This is a genomic window from Novosphingobium sp. B1 (assembly GCF_900176395.1).
Classification (GTDB): Bacteria; Pseudomonadota; Alphaproteobacteria; order Sphingomonadales; family Sphingomonadaceae; genus Novosphingobium.
Genome location: NZ_FWXL01000017.1, coordinates 1 through 12,419, shown reverse-complemented (window position 1 = coordinate 12,419; position 12,419 = coordinate 1). Strand labels below are relative to the sequence as shown.

At 62.3% G+C, this 12,419-nt stretch carries 12 protein-coding genes and 1 pseudogene; 5 read left to right on the top strand and 8 right to left on the bottom strand.

Annotated elements, in window-relative coordinates; genetic code table 11:
• Positions 1-143: 143 nt before the first annotated feature.
• Positions 144-1,106: a MarR family transcriptional regulator gene (locus B9A23_RS18825; RefSeq protein ID WP_084280708.1), complete on the bottom strand. Its 963-nt coding sequence runs from the start codon at positions 1,104-1,106 to the stop codon at positions 144-146.
• 184 nt (positions 1,107-1,290) lie between these two features.
• On the opposite strand from B9A23_RS18825, the gene B9A23_RS18820 reads away from it, so the two are divergent.
• The gene (locus B9A23_RS18820; RefSeq protein WP_084280706.1) at positions 1,291-2,448 is read left to right on the top strand and encodes a tyrosine-type recombinase/integrase; all 1,158 of its coding nucleotides are present in this window, start codon (positions 1,291-1,293) and stop codon (positions 2,446-2,448) included.
• A gap of 30 nt (positions 2,449-2,478) precedes the next feature.
• Here B9A23_RS18820 and B9A23_RS18815 read toward each other — a convergent pair whose 3' ends face one another.
• Positions 2,479-3,729, bottom strand: a complete 1,251-nt coding sequence (locus tag B9A23_RS18815) for a hypothetical protein (protein WP_084280705.1) — start codon at positions 3,727-3,729, stop codon at positions 2,479-2,481.
• Between the two features lie 112 nt (positions 3,730-3,841).
• On the bottom strand, positions 3,842-4,009 hold the full coding sequence (locus B9A23_RS22940) for a hypothetical protein (RefSeq protein WP_156452083.1): 168 nt from the start codon (positions 4,007-4,009) through the stop codon (positions 3,842-3,844).
• 146 nt (positions 4,010-4,155) lie between these two features.
• Between B9A23_RS22940 and B9A23_RS18810 the strand changes: the two genes are divergently transcribed.
• Together B9A23_RS18810 and B9A23_RS18805 are read left to right on the top strand one after the other, a co-directional pair.
• Positions 4,156-5,442 (top strand): site-specific integrase, encoded by a 1,287-nt coding sequence (locus tag B9A23_RS18810; protein WP_062345282.1) that lies wholly within the window; start codon positions 4,156-4,158, stop codon positions 5,440-5,442.
• A 105-nt stretch (positions 5,443-5,547) separates the two neighbouring features.
• Positions 5,548-6,329: pseudogene (locus tag B9A23_RS18805) on the top strand (IS630 family transposase); the annotation flags it as partial.
• On the opposite strand, the gene B9A23_RS23540 reads toward B9A23_RS18805, so the two are convergent.
• The 4 genes from B9A23_RS23540 to nadC form a co-directional block, all read right to left on the bottom strand.
• Entirely contained in the window at positions 6,301-6,528 is a 228-nt protein-coding gene (locus tag B9A23_RS23540; protein ID WP_368655946.1) for a flavin reductase, read from the bottom strand. The pseudogene B9A23_RS18805 and the gene B9A23_RS23540 sit on opposite strands and share 29 nt — an antisense overlap.
• A 137-nt stretch (positions 6,529-6,665) precedes the next feature.
• Entirely contained in the window at positions 6,666-7,067 is a 402-nt protein-coding gene (locus B9A23_RS18795; RefSeq protein ID WP_230461519.1) for a MarR family winged helix-turn-helix transcriptional regulator, read from the bottom strand.
• A 216-nt stretch (positions 7,068-7,283) separates the two neighbouring features.
• Positions 7,284-8,612 carry a Rieske 2Fe-2S domain-containing protein gene (locus B9A23_RS18790; RefSeq protein WP_084280703.1) on the bottom strand — a complete coding sequence of 443 codons (1,329 nt, stop codon included), beginning with the start codon at positions 8,610-8,612 and terminating at the stop codon, positions 7,284-7,286.
• A 55-nt stretch (positions 8,613-8,667) separates the two neighbouring features.
• On the bottom strand, positions 8,668-9,525 hold the full coding sequence (gene nadC, locus B9A23_RS18785; RefSeq protein WP_084280701.1) for a carboxylating nicotinate-nucleotide diphosphorylase: 858 nt from the start codon (positions 9,523-9,525) through the stop codon (positions 8,668-8,670).
• A gap of 203 nt (positions 9,526-9,728) precedes the next feature.
• On the opposite strand from nadC, the gene B9A23_RS18780 reads away from it, so the two are divergent.
• Together B9A23_RS18780 and B9A23_RS18775 are read left to right on the top strand one after the other, a co-directional pair.
• On the top strand, positions 9,729-10,919 hold the full coding sequence (locus B9A23_RS18780) for a Gfo/Idh/MocA family protein (protein WP_254895193.1): 1,191 nt from the start codon (positions 9,729-9,731) through the stop codon (positions 10,917-10,919).
• Between the two features lie 14 nt (positions 10,920-10,933).
• Positions 10,934-11,926, top strand: a complete 993-nt coding sequence (locus B9A23_RS18775) for a hypothetical protein (RefSeq protein ID WP_062345270.1) — start codon at positions 10,934-10,936, stop codon at positions 11,924-11,926.
• Between the two features lie 103 nt (positions 11,927-12,029).
• Here the strand turns inward: B9A23_RS18775 and B9A23_RS22935 are convergent, their stop codons facing one another.
• Positions 12,030-12,203: a hypothetical protein gene (locus B9A23_RS22935; protein ID WP_156452082.1), complete on the bottom strand. Its 174-nt coding sequence runs from the start codon at positions 12,201-12,203 to the stop codon at positions 12,030-12,032.
• Between the last annotated feature and the right edge of the window lie 216 nt (positions 12,204-12,419).

The following is a 12,419-nucleotide window of genomic DNA, read 5'->3' as shown; positions in this document are numbered from 1 at the left end:
AGAGCGCGTTCGGCGCGCCGCTGCACCCTTCCCCTATCCGGGGCCTATTTTGGCGCTGTACGGCACATTTCCGGGGAGGTCATATTTTATAAGTAATGTCAGAAAGTTAGTTGAATTTCTGCTGTTTTGACGAGTTTTGCCCATCACACGGCGATGACATAGCGGCGGAAGGCGTTGCCTTGGGTGATCTCGCGCAGGAGGTGCGCCTTGCACGCCTCGGCGATGAGCCGAGTGGTCGCCTGCCGAGATAGCCCCAACGCTTTCGCCGCGCGCGCGACGGTGAGCGAAGGACCCGCTCCGGCGAGCAGGGCGAGAGGGCGCAGGTGCGACGACTTGCGCCGCGATGCACAGGCGGTGTCGAGCCGGGCCAGCCACAGGCGCAGCCGTTGATCGAGGCGGACCACCGCTGTGCCGCCCGCGCCAAGCGCTTCGAGCCAGGCGAGCCGGCAGCGTTCGTCGCGGGCGTGGGTTGTCAGTTCGTCGAGGTCGTCGTCGGTCACGCCGGTCAGCAGCGCCCGCCAGGGGGCGCGGTTTTGGTTGAGGCCGATCGCGGCAATGCCGCCGGCGGAGAGCTTGCCCTTCGCCATCGCATGCCGGTCGGCCAGCATTGCCCCGATCACGATGCTGCCATGGGGCAGAGGGGCGGCGCGAGCGAAGGAGGCGGCGAGGTCGGCGCTGGCGATCAGGCGGGGGAGCGCCGACAGCCGCGCGGCCTGGCGTGCCCAGCCCTCGAGGCGGGTGTCGGCGATGGCGAGCGGGGCAGGGGAGGGCCAACCTTCGATCGCCGGGTCGTCGGTCTTGAGCCACGCCCGGATGGCATCGGCAGTAGGAATGGCGCTCCAGGGGGGCTTGCGCTCGAAAGCCTGGACAAAGGCGAAGGGCCAGCGCCGCCACGCGCGCGGAGAATAGCCGTAGTTCATGGCGAGCTGTTCTGGTATGAAGCTTTCGCCTTCGAGCCAGCCCAGCGCCTCCTGCTCGGCGCTGCGAATATGGGCGATCAGGATCGCCGGTTCGGGAAACAGGGCGAGCCTTTCCTCGGCCCGGGCCAGCCCTTCGCGGGCGGCCCCGTAGGCGTTCAGGACGACACTCGAAAAATGTCCGGACATGCACGGAATAACAGCAAATTGAACCTCAATTGTCAATTTAATACGTAGCTAAAGTGCGTATGGCGGAGGCCCTTCCATATCCGGTATTTCCATAATCGGATGTTATGGTAAATTCGAACTTGCCGAAGTGGCCGGATTTGGCCCAAGAAGCCCCCGTGAAACGCGCACGAAACGATCGCCCCGCATGACTACCGATCGCCCGTTCCCGTCCTCGGTGGAACTGGTGCTGGGTGGCCACGCTATGCTGGTCGATACCCGCGCCGCCAGCCCACTGGCGCTCGAGGCTGCGGTCGCGGCGATGGCACCCGCGACCAAGGCCGCGATCACCGCCGACCTCAAATGCTTCCTCGCCTGGTGCAAGGCGCGGCGACCGGTCGCGACCGCCGTCCCCGCCGAGCCCGAAACCCTGGTCCACTATCTGCATTGGCTGGCCAAGGGATCAGACATCCGTGCCGGTGCAAAGCCTGCCACCCTCGCACGCCGGATCGCCTCAATCGCGCGGATCCACCGCATCCTCGGTTTTGGCGGACGTGAACCGTTGCCGACCCAGGCCGGGATGGTTCGCGACACGCTGAAAGGTATCCGGCGCAAGAAGCGCGAACGGCAAAGGCAGGCCGCGCCGCTCCGGTTGGGCGAGGCGATGCAGGAGGGTCAGGCGCCGCCCGAGGGGGTAACGGTCAACGCGCTGTTGGCTTCGTGCGGCAGCGATATCATCGGTCTGCGTGACGCGGCGCTGATCAGTCTCGCCTATGATGCGGGTTTGCGCGTGTCCGAACTGGTTGGGGCGACGGTGGTCGATCTTTCCCAGTTTGGCGATGGCAGCGGGCGGCTCGAAATCACGCATTCCAAGACTGACCAGTTGGGGGAGGGGGCTCTGGCCTGGCTGTCGGCCGATACCATGGTGCGTCTGTCGGCCTGGTTGCTCGCGAGCGGGATTGCGCATGGCCCTGTGTTCCGGCGCATCAATGTGCTGACCAGTCCGCCAGACGCTGCCGGGCAGCGACTTGTGCGGCACTACATCGGTTCAAAACCGCTCACCAGGCAGGGTGTGGTCGCGATCCTGCGCCGCCGGGTGCTGGAGGCGGTCGATCTGGGCCTGGTCGAGCTTGAGCCCGGGATGGAGGGCGACACCGTTCGCGGCCTGAGCGCGCACTCGTTCAGGGTCGGGCTCACGCAGGATCTGTTCGCGGCCGGTGAGGACGGCGCGGGAATTGCGCTTGCGCTGCGGTGGTCGTCGCCGACGACAGCTTTACGCTATGCGCGCGAACTGGCCGTGGGCAACAATGCGGCGGCGCGGGTACTGGGGCGCTTGCGCGGCGGTGGCAGCCAGACGCCTGCGTAGCCCGCCCGCCAACCAGGATATATTATGAGGTTATGTCCCGGCGGTCATGTAGAATTGCGGGTGCATCTCGCGCCGCAGCTTCTCGGCATGCGCAAGCTCGTCAAGCTGCGCCGAACTGGAAAGACCGGGGTCTTTCCGCAGATGTGCCGCGAGCTGGAGCACGGCGCGCTGGAAGGATGTGTTGCTGCTGGCACGCTGCCGAATGCCAAGATTGTAAAGTTCGGCAAGATCGAGCGCGAGCAAGGCTACCGCTTCGGGAATATCGGAGAGGGCAATGTCGCGAATGGTGGCGACATACTCGTACTCGCCATGCCCGAACAGATTAAGCTCGACCAGCCCATTGGCCATCACATGGCCGATCGGCTCCCCGGCGAATTGGACCCGACCCTCGGCGGCGACCAGTCCTTGGGTCAGATTCCAGTTCAGTTTACTGCGAGCGCGCTCAAGCCAGCGCGAGAGCAGCAGAAATTTGCGGCGAAAGGCCTGCTCGAAGGGATGGCTATGTGCGGGCCAGACTTCGAAGGCCGCGGGGATCCGCTCGAGTTGCTCGGTAAGGTGTGGGCCGTTGAAGAACGACTCCGCGCTGAAATGACGCAGCTCGACATAGCCCTTGAGCAGCTTGGCGAAGTTTGCCGCGTATCCCTTGTCGCGCCCAGCGCGGTCATCGAGCAGGTTGCCGAGGGCGGATCCGAGCAGGAATTTGCCGGTCGGATCATGCGCCAGATGCCGCAGCAAGGGCACGCCGACGGCATGGCGCTGCAAGGCCGTGTAGCGGCTGAACAGCCGATCGTTGTTCGCCAGCAGCAGTAGTTCATCCACGCCGAGGATGAAGCGCTCCGGATCGAGCCGGTAGCCATCGCCGCCATCGATGTTGATGTGCCAACCGCAACTGGCGGTATGGTCACTGGCGAAGAAGTTGAAATCGCCGTCGATCTCGTAGATCGCCTCGGAAAGCTCGGTTCGGACCATCTCGGCCTCGTCGAGGGGCAGGGGAGGGGTTAGCAGTTCCACGCCCGCTAGGCGGTCGTCCGGCCAATTGAGTGGGTCCAGCCCATATTCCGGGACGACATAAAAGCCGGGGCGCTGCGGTGGCCGAGAAGGGGCGGACCACGCCCGACCTGTCCGCTCACGCAATTTCGATGCGAAGGCTCGGCAGAAGCCCGGCGATGCCTCGTCCATTGCCTCTCCATCGCGCAGCTCTCGCTCGAAACGGGGCTTACCAAGGTCGCCAAGGATGACTTCCAACTCGAAGCCGGCACGCCAGGAAGGGATCGCGGACATGGCCGGGAAGGTAATTCAATCGAGCGTCATGTAAACGGAGACAGCGCGTTGCCATGAATTTTGTCACAGTTGCTGGTCAACGAGTTGGCCCAATGACGTCAATTATGGCGCGTCACACCTGGCGCAGCGCGGCGATGAGCAGGCTGCGCAGTTGCCGGATCGCTAGCAACCGCAAAGTTGCGGGGGCGCTTCCTCTCAGGCCGCCGTCCAGGCGGCCAAGCGCGAGCAGGGCTTCGGCCACGAGGGTGCCGAGGTAGGGCAGTGCGGCTTCGCTTTCCAAAAATGGTGGAAAATCAATTCTCTAAGAATATAGTATAGCTAATACGAAATAGCTTTACAAGTACCTGCGCCTTGAAATCACCACACTATCGCTAATGGTATCTTATCGGTAGTGACATTGCCAATTTGCGCGGCTATTCCCGGGAAATGAGCCGCGCAGCGTCGCCAAGGAAAGTCAAAACACTCCCCACCGCTATTGTTCCAGCGGCGAGCGCCGAAATTGTCACGGTGCTCGCCTCGGGCGAAGGCATTCTGCCGCAACGCCGCCGGTCAACGAAGCCGACGCACAAAGAACGCCTTGTCGCGGTCCTCGGATCCTTGCTGGGGGAGGGGACCCAGGTCGCCGAGCTTAACTTCACCACCGCGCTCGCCGCACGCAGCAGCGCGACACTGCGCGCTTTGGCTGCCGATCTTGAATGCTACAGCGGGTTTTGCCTCGATCATCCTCGGCCAGGACTCCCGGCTTCGCCCGAGCGCTTGACCGGGTACATCGGCCATCTCGAGGCCAGGCGGCAAAGTCCTGCAACGATTTCGCGCAAAGTTGCCTCGCTGGGCGCGGTGCACCGTATCCTCGATCTGCCATCGGCGACTGCGGCACCGCTGGTGCGCGATGCCTTGCGCGGCATGCGCAAGCGACAGGGCGTGGCGCAGCGCCAGGCGGGCCCCTTGCGGTTCGGCGCCGAGATCGGCCGCGAGCCAGCCAAAGGCTTGACTCTCACCGCGCTGCTCGATGCCTGTGGCGGCGATCCGCCGGGCTTGCGCGATGCGGCGTTGCTGTCGCTTGGCTATGATGCCGGGCTCAGGGTGTCCGAGCTGGTCGCGGCTACTTGCGAAAGTGTCCAGCTTCAGGACGATGGCTCGGGCCTGCTTCATATCGAGCGATCCAAAACCGACCAGCTGGGGGAGGGGAGCTATGTCTGGGTCTCGCCAGACACCATGCGGCGGATTGCGTTATGGCGCGATGTGAGCGCAATTAGCGCAGGCCCGCTGTTTTGCCGGATCGCCGTGCGGCGACGCAAAGTAGTTCTCGCGCGCCGGGCGCTGACCATGGCCGATCTTGCGCCTAATGCGAAGGTGGACCGGGAGCGAATGGCCGCCGTGCAAGCACGCGATCCCGGAGTCACCTATGCGATCGGGTCGGCAGCGCTCACGCCCACTGCTGTGCGGCATATTATCAAGCGCCGCGCCCGCGCCGCAGCCGATGCGGGTCTGGTGACGCTGATGGGCAAGAAGCTCGATCGCGCTATAGCTGCGCTCAGTACGCATTCGTTGAGGGTCGGGCTGACACAGGATCTATTTGCCAGCGGGGCCGATGCAGGCCCTGTTGCCCAGGCGCTGCGCTGGACATCGACATCGACCGCGCTGCGCTATGGACGCAAGCTCGCCCCTGCCTCGAATGCCGCAGCGGCTATGCTGGGGAAGGTGAGAAGGTGACAAGTGAAGCCGAACGGAAATGTAGCCGTGGCCACTGCAGGTAATTTTGTCGGTCCTTGGGGCGCTTCAAAATCGGCTCGTTGCAGTCAATTCCGTCCGCTCACAGGTGGCGACCGTCATTCGGGCAGGATCGAAGCGCACGGTGACTTCATTCGGGAACTGATCGCCGAGCAGGGCGACATGACCCTGGTCGAGGTTCAGGCGCGGCTGATCGAGCGCGGCACCTTGGTTGGGATCGGCACCGTGCATCGCTTTTTCGTCCGTCACGGGATCACGCGCAAAAAAAGACCGGGCACGCGATCGAGCAAGATCGTCCCGACGTCCTGAGGCAACGCCAGCGCTGGTTCGACGGACAGATCGACCTCGAACCCGAACGCCTCGTTTTCATCGACGAGACCTGGACCGCCACCAACATGACCCGCAGCCACGGCCGTTGCGCCAAGGGTGAGCGGCTGCGGATGGGCTACCCGCATGGTCATCGCAAGACCACCACGCTGGTGGCCGGCCTGCGAATGACCGGCATGGTCGCGCCGATGGTGCTCGATGGTCCGATCAACGGCGACTGGTTCGAAGCCTATGTGGCGCAGGTTTTGGTGCCAGAGTTGCGGCCCGGCGACGTCGTCATCATGGACAACCTTTCAAGCCACAAGCGGGCCGCCGTGAAAGAACGGATCGAAGCGGCGGGAGCAACCCTGCGCTTCCTCCCGCCCTACAGCCCCGACTTCAATCCTATAGAAAAAGCATTCTCTCGCCTGAAAGCCATGCTGCGCAAGGCGGGCGAACGAACCGTCAGCGGGCTGTGGGGGCTGATCGGCAGGCTCGTCGACATCTTCCAACCCGCCGAATGCGCAAACTACTTCAGCTCGTGCGGGTATGAACCGGAATGAGTGGAAACCGCTCTAATATGTTCAGCCCGAACCTTGTGCATCCGGCAAACTCATCATGCAGGAAAGCGGACTTGTTGATGCACGCCAGAATGCTTGGCGGTTCAAGCGCCAGCGAGCAAACCGCGGTTGCAACCATTCCGAATGGTTGACCTTCAAGCTCCAGCGTCAGGACGGTCACAGTTGCGGCTAGCCGCCGCATTGCCAGACGAAATTCGGCTTGGTTCGCGCTCGTTGTCATTCCTACATGGTAAGGTCTGGCTTGACTCCGAACGACCAAAGAATACTGAGCCTTCCACCGACTATTTGGCTGTCCACCGCATCAGACTGCTCATCTCATCAATCGTCGCAAGCGACTGCTTCGGTCCGCAATCGGAGTTCGGCAGCCAGGTTTCTCGAAACTCTTGCGAGTACCGATAGGCAGATTGCCACTTCATCTGCCGGAATATCGGCTGACGCCAAGCCATTGATGCTGGTGGCATGATGCATCAGCCTGGTTTCGAGCTCGCGACCGGGCTCTGTCAGCACGATGTTCTGTTTGCGCCGGTCGCCAAGCTGTTGCCTGCGCTCGACCAGACCATCCGCAACCATGCCGTTGATCATTACAACGGTTGTGTTTTCAGCGACATTTGTCCGATCGCTGAGTTGTTTTTGAGTCAGACCGTCCTCTAACCACAAGGCTCGCAGATAATACCAATACCCTGCCTTCAGCCCCTCGCGCGCCAAGACCGAATTGAGCAACCTGTCAAACCTGCGGTGACAGCGCCGGACCTGGTAGCCAAGACTCTCTTCGGGCTGGAGCGTTTGCGGTCGCGGGATCGGCAACGCGGATTCTCCCAGATCTCAAGATGACGGCCGCACCGGGTGCGTGACCGTGTACGAAAAAAATGTCGAACACGGCCGCACTATCAATTTTCTACGCGCAAGCGAAGTGGGGCGTGACCACTTTGCCGCGCCTCAGCCGGCCAGATCTTCGACAAGATCTCCCTTGTCCTCCGCCGCGCTCGAAAGTCGGCGTTCCTCATCGGAGACATTGAGAAGGCGCCAGTCGTCGCCCTTGGGCACCATGCCCTCAAAGGACATCAGCTTGGCATGGGGAATGCGCGACTCCCCTGTCCCGATCGCGGGCTCGCCGCGTTCCACGGCTTGGGCCGCACGATACATCAGCGTCCGGAACGTGAAGATAGCCTTGTCGCTCGATCCGAGGCGATCCTCGCTGCGGTCCGCGATCGGTCCCATCGATTCCCACATGGCCATGTCCTGCGCCGGGATGCCGTAGATGCCGGTGAAGTCCCCGGCTTTCATCGCGGCGCGATCCTGCAGGTAATTGTTTTCGGCGTTACGGATCTTCTTGAACGTGACCGGCTCGACATCCTGGCCGAGTTCGGCACCGCAGAACTTCCGCCAGGCATCCTGCGAAATCCCTTTCTCGGGGTGCCAGGCAATCCAGTAGAACATGGTGTTCTCGTCATCGACCGGCACAAGCATCTGGCTCAGGTGGTATTGGTCGTTCGATGGAATGTGGACCGTGAAAGGGGCGACAAACAGGGTCATGCGCACATAGTCCTGCTTGTCGGGTTCGACGATCGGCTTGCGGATCGCAACATAACGGAAGCCGAACGGGGTCTTCTGAACCTCGATACGTGGCGCCTTGTCGGCCGATGGGCGCAGCCAGGCGCTGTCGGTCGCGGTCGATCCGCTCACTTCGGTTGCCGTGGGCATGTTGGTGGAATGCAGGCTCGAACTGTGCGCAGAATCGATCGATCCTTCAAGTATCTGAGCCCAGTTGCAGGCTCCATGCATCTTCACGATGCTGATCTTGTCTGCCGGAGCGGCAGTCCAGTTGGGCGGATCGAAAGGCAGCACATTGTCGGTATCACCCATCCAGACCCAGACAAATCCCCCCGCTTCACGAACCGGATAGGCCTTGGTCTTCATCGTCTCGCGCAGCTTGGCGTCGGCGGGCTCGGAGGACATGTCGAGGGCGTTGCCGTTCACGTCGAACTTCCAGCCATGGTAGAGACAGCGCAATCCGCATTCTTCGTTGCGGCCAAAGGCCAGCGAGGCGCGGCGATGCGGGCAAAGTTCGTCGAGTGCGCCGATCCTGCCTTCGCTGTCCCGGAACACCACCATGTTTTCGCCGAGCAAGCGAACGCGCAGTGGAGTGCCGTCGGGTTCGGCGACTTCCTCGATCATGCAGGCCGGAAGCCAATGCTGGCGCATCAGGCGGCCCATCGGGGCATTGCCTTCCACGCGGCAAAGCAGGTCATTCTGTTCAGGTGTCATTGTGTTTCTCCCTAATGACTTTTCTATGGGGTGGGTCGATCCTCTCCGGGATCGATCAGGCCGGGCTGTAGTCCAGCCCGATGTCGGCGGCGGGGGCGCTCTGCGTGATCCGCCCGACCGAGACGAAGTCCACGCCGGTCTCCGCGATGTCCCGGATGGTGTCGAGCCTGACGCCGCCGGAAGCTTCGATCGGAACCCTGCCGCCGACGATCTTCACGGCTTCGCGCAGCATCGCGGCAGACATGTTGTCGCACAGCAGCCGCTCCGCCCCCGCCGCCAGTGCAGGTTCGATCTGCTCCAGCAGGTCGACCTCGACCTGGATTTCGAGTTCGGATGCCTTGGCGAGGCCAACTGCCCGTTCGACACCACCGCACAGCGCGATATGATTGTCCTTGATCAGGACTCCATCATCGAGCCGCATGCGGTGATTGGTGGCACCGCCCATGCGGGCTGCATATTTCTCGATGACCCTGAGGCCGGGAATCGTCTTGCGGGTGTCGAGCAAGGTGCATCCGGTTCCGGCGATCTTGTCCGCATATTCGTGGGTGAGCGTGGCTATGCCTGACAGGTGCTGCAGGCTGTTGAGCGCCGATCGTTCGGCCGAAAGCATGGCGCGACCATTGCCCTCCAGGCGCATCAACACGTCTCCCCGTGCGGCGCGTTCGCCGTCGCTCTTCAGAAGTTCGATCTTGATGCCAGGATCCAGCTGGCGGAAAAATGCGACTCCCAGCTCCAGGCCCGCCACCACGATATCCTGTCGGGTAGCGATGACTGCGCTGAGGCGAAGGCCATCTCCAATCGTCAGATTGGTGGTAACGTCGCCGCCGGTGCCCAGATCCTCGGCAAGCACGGCAGACACGAAGCTCGCGAGTTCCTGGCGACCAAGTCCGGCAACCGTTTCAGGCTTGGACATTGGCCCGATCCTCCGGTTGCTTCGTTTCGAATACTCTGCGCATCGTGTTTCCCTTGTTTCATTGCATGCATGGAGATTGGCTTCGCCGCCGCCGGTCAAATTTGGCTTGCCGGCGGTGCATGTCCGCACTCTGAGTAGCTTGCATATGCTTCTATATAGAACTATCGGGAATTCAAGCGGGGCCGCCCATTTCAGTTCCCCAATTGTGCGAAAGGTTAGCGTTGAAACACATACGCCTCGGAATCGTGGGTCTCGGACGAGGTTTCATGTTGACCTTGCCTGCCCTTCGTGCCCATCCTGCGGTGCAGCTGAGCGCGGCCCACGACCTGCGCGATGAGGCCCTCGTCCGGTTCGAGTCGCAGTTTGAAGCGACGGGGCACCGCACGTATGAGGCGTTGCTGGCAGATTCTAGCGTGGATGCCCTCTACATCGCCACACCGCACGAGTTGCACGCCGCTCAGGCCATTGCCGCGCTCGAGGCGGGCAAGCATGTGCTGGTCGAGAAGCCGATGGCGACTTCGGTCGGCGATTGCGCGGCGATGGCGAGGGCGGCGGAGAAAGCGGGCAAGGTACTCATGGTCGGCCCGAGCCACGCCTTCGACGAGCCGGTCCGCGTAGCGGCGGAACTCGTGGCATCGGGGCGCTATGGCAAGGTGCGTCTGGTCAACGCCTTCAACTACACCGATTTCATGTATCGTCCGCGACGGCCCGAGGAACTGGACAGCGAGCGCGGCGGCGGCGTGGTCTACAGTCAGGCGGCGCACCAGATCGATGTGGTGCGGCGCATCGTGCGCCAGCCGGTGGAATCGGTTCGCGCGGTCGCGGCCAACTGGGATGCATCGCGGCCGAGCGAAGGGGCATACTCAGCGCTGATGACGTTTGCATCCGGCGCCGCGGCCACGCTCACGTACAGCGGCTATGCCCACTATGACAGCGACGAGCTGCTCGGCTGGATTTCGGAGCTGGGCCGTCCGAAGGATCCCGCGCGCTATGGAGAGGCCCGGAAAGCTCTGAACCAGCTTTCGCAGCAGGACGAGATCGATGCGAAGCTGGCCCGGACGTTTGGATCGGCCTCGGCGGGCGATCCGGCCGGCGCGCCCCACCACGAACATTTTGGATTCGTCCTCGTGAGCTGTGAGCGGGCCGACCTCAAGCTACTGCCGACCGCGATCGAGGTCTTCGGTGATGAACGGCGCGAAACCATTCCGATCGCCCCGCCGACGCTTTCCCGAGCAAATGTGATCGAGGACTTCGCCGCCTCGATTCTCGGCGCGAGGCCACCAGTCCACGATGGCTGGTGGGGTCTCGAAACCATGGCCTGCTGCGCCGCACTGCTGGAATCCAGCCGCATCGCGGCCGACGTCAAGCCCCAGACCATCATTCAAGAGTCATAAGGAAACACCATCCAATGAGCCGTCTCAATCTATCTTTCGCCTGCTGGGGATATGACCGGACCGAAGCACTCCAGACCGGCCAGGTTCGGCCCGACGGGATCGATCTCAATTTCCAAGTTCTGGATGTCGAAGAGACGTTCTTCCGCATGATCCGCAACCGCGAGTTCGATGTGGCCGAAATGTCGATGTCGTCCTATTGCGTCACGCTGGGCCGCGAGGATCCGGGTTTCATCGCCATCCCGGTGTTCCCTTCGCGCTTCTTCCGGCATGCGGGCATCTTCGTTTCGGCGAAAAGCGGGATCGAAAAGCCTTCGGATCTTGTCGGCAAGCGGATCGGCGTGCCGGAGTATCAGCTTACCGCGCCGGTGTGGATCCGCGGTATCCTGCAGGATGAATACGGCGTCGATCCGTCCTCGGTGACCTATTTCTTCGGCGGGGAAGAGGAACCGGGCCGAGAGGAAAAGCTCAAGATCAATCTCCCCGAGAAGTTCAAGGTCATTCCGATCGGACCTGAGCAGACCATTTCGCGAATGATCGCCGATGGCGAGCTTGACGCGGTCTATGCGCCTCGCGCGCCTTCGACCTTCTATTCCGAACCCGAAAAAGTCCGGCGCCTGTTTCCTGACTTCGTCTCGGTCGAGAAGGCCTATTTCGCCAAGACAGGAATATTCCCGATCATGCATGTCGTCGCGATCCGCCGCGATGTCTACGAGAAGAACCGCTGGGTCGCCCAAGCGCTGTACAAGGCGTTTGTCGAGGCCCAGAAGCTTGTCTACGAACAACTGATGGTCTCGGCGTCACTCAAGACAATGCTGCCCTGGCAGATCGCTGCGGTCGAGGACACGATCGCAACCATGGGCAAGGAATGGTGGCCCTACGGCATCGATCGCAATCGGCACGTCATAGAGACGTTCACGCGCTACCACCATGAGCAGGGTCTTTCGCCCCGGCAGTTGACGGTCGAGGACATGTTCGCACCGGAAACGTTCTCCGAATTCCGAATCTGACGACTGCCGTGGGGTGTTGCGCGCTTCGCGGGGGCAGGGCTCCTGTCCCCGCGAATGTGGGGTGCGCGCGCCCTTGCCGATCCGTCCTGCCGGCGCGGTAGGCTCACACTGCCCGTTGCGCGGAGTTGTAGCGAGGCAGAAAGAGGATGGCGATCATCAGCACCGCGATCGACGACCAGCACATGGTTAGGGCCAGATCGTAGTTGCCGGTCCTGCTCGCTAGTGCGGCAAAGACGATTGGCCCTCCGGTGGCTCCGAGCGAATAGGATGCAAACATCAGCGAGAACATCGTCGTAAACACCGACCGGTCGAAGTAGGGGTGACTACACGAAAGTGACGTATCTGCACGCTAAGGGCGAACAAATCCGGTACGATGCCAGCAGATGCTATTCGCAGGCTTTCCTGCCCCTTTTATGTGGTGCCGCCCTACGGGCGCCGATATGGGAGGGCGGCAATCCGATTGACCAACGATCGAGGTAGAACCCTGCTCGCC

Coding starts and splice junctions, on each gene's coding strand:
- B9A23_RS18825 (WP_084280708.1), bottom strand. CDS start 1,106: ATGTCCGGACATTTTTCGAGTGTCGTCCTGAACGCCTACGGGGCCGCC.
- B9A23_RS18820 (WP_084280706.1), top strand. CDS start 1,291: ATGACTACCGATCGCCCGTTCCCGTCCTCGGTGGAACTGGTGCTGGGT.
- B9A23_RS18815 (WP_084280705.1), bottom strand. CDS start 3,729: ATGTCCGCGATCCCTTCCTGGCGTGCCGGCTTCGAGTTGGAAGTCATC.
- B9A23_RS18810 (WP_062345282.1), top strand. CDS start 4,156: ATGAGCCGCGCAGCGTCGCCAAGGAAAGTCAAAACACTCCCCACCGCT.
- B9A23_RS23540 (WP_368655946.1), bottom strand. CDS start 6,528: ATGCGGCGGCTAGCCGCAACTGTGACCGTCCTGACGCTGGAGCTTGAA.
- B9A23_RS18790 (WP_084280703.1), bottom strand. CDS start 8,612: ATGACACCTGAACAGAATGACCTGCTTTGCCGCGTGGAAGGCAATGCC.
- nadC (WP_084280701.1), bottom strand. CDS start 9,525: ATGTCCAAGCCTGAAACGGTTGCCGGACTTGGTCGCCAGGAACTCGCG.
- B9A23_RS18775 (WP_062345270.1), top strand. CDS start 10,934: ATGAGCCGTCTCAATCTATCTTTCGCCTGCTGGGGATATGACCGGACC.
- B9A23_RS22935 (WP_156452082.1), bottom strand. CDS start 12,203: ATGTTTGCATCCTATTCGCTCGGAGCCACCGGAGGGCCAATCGTCTTT.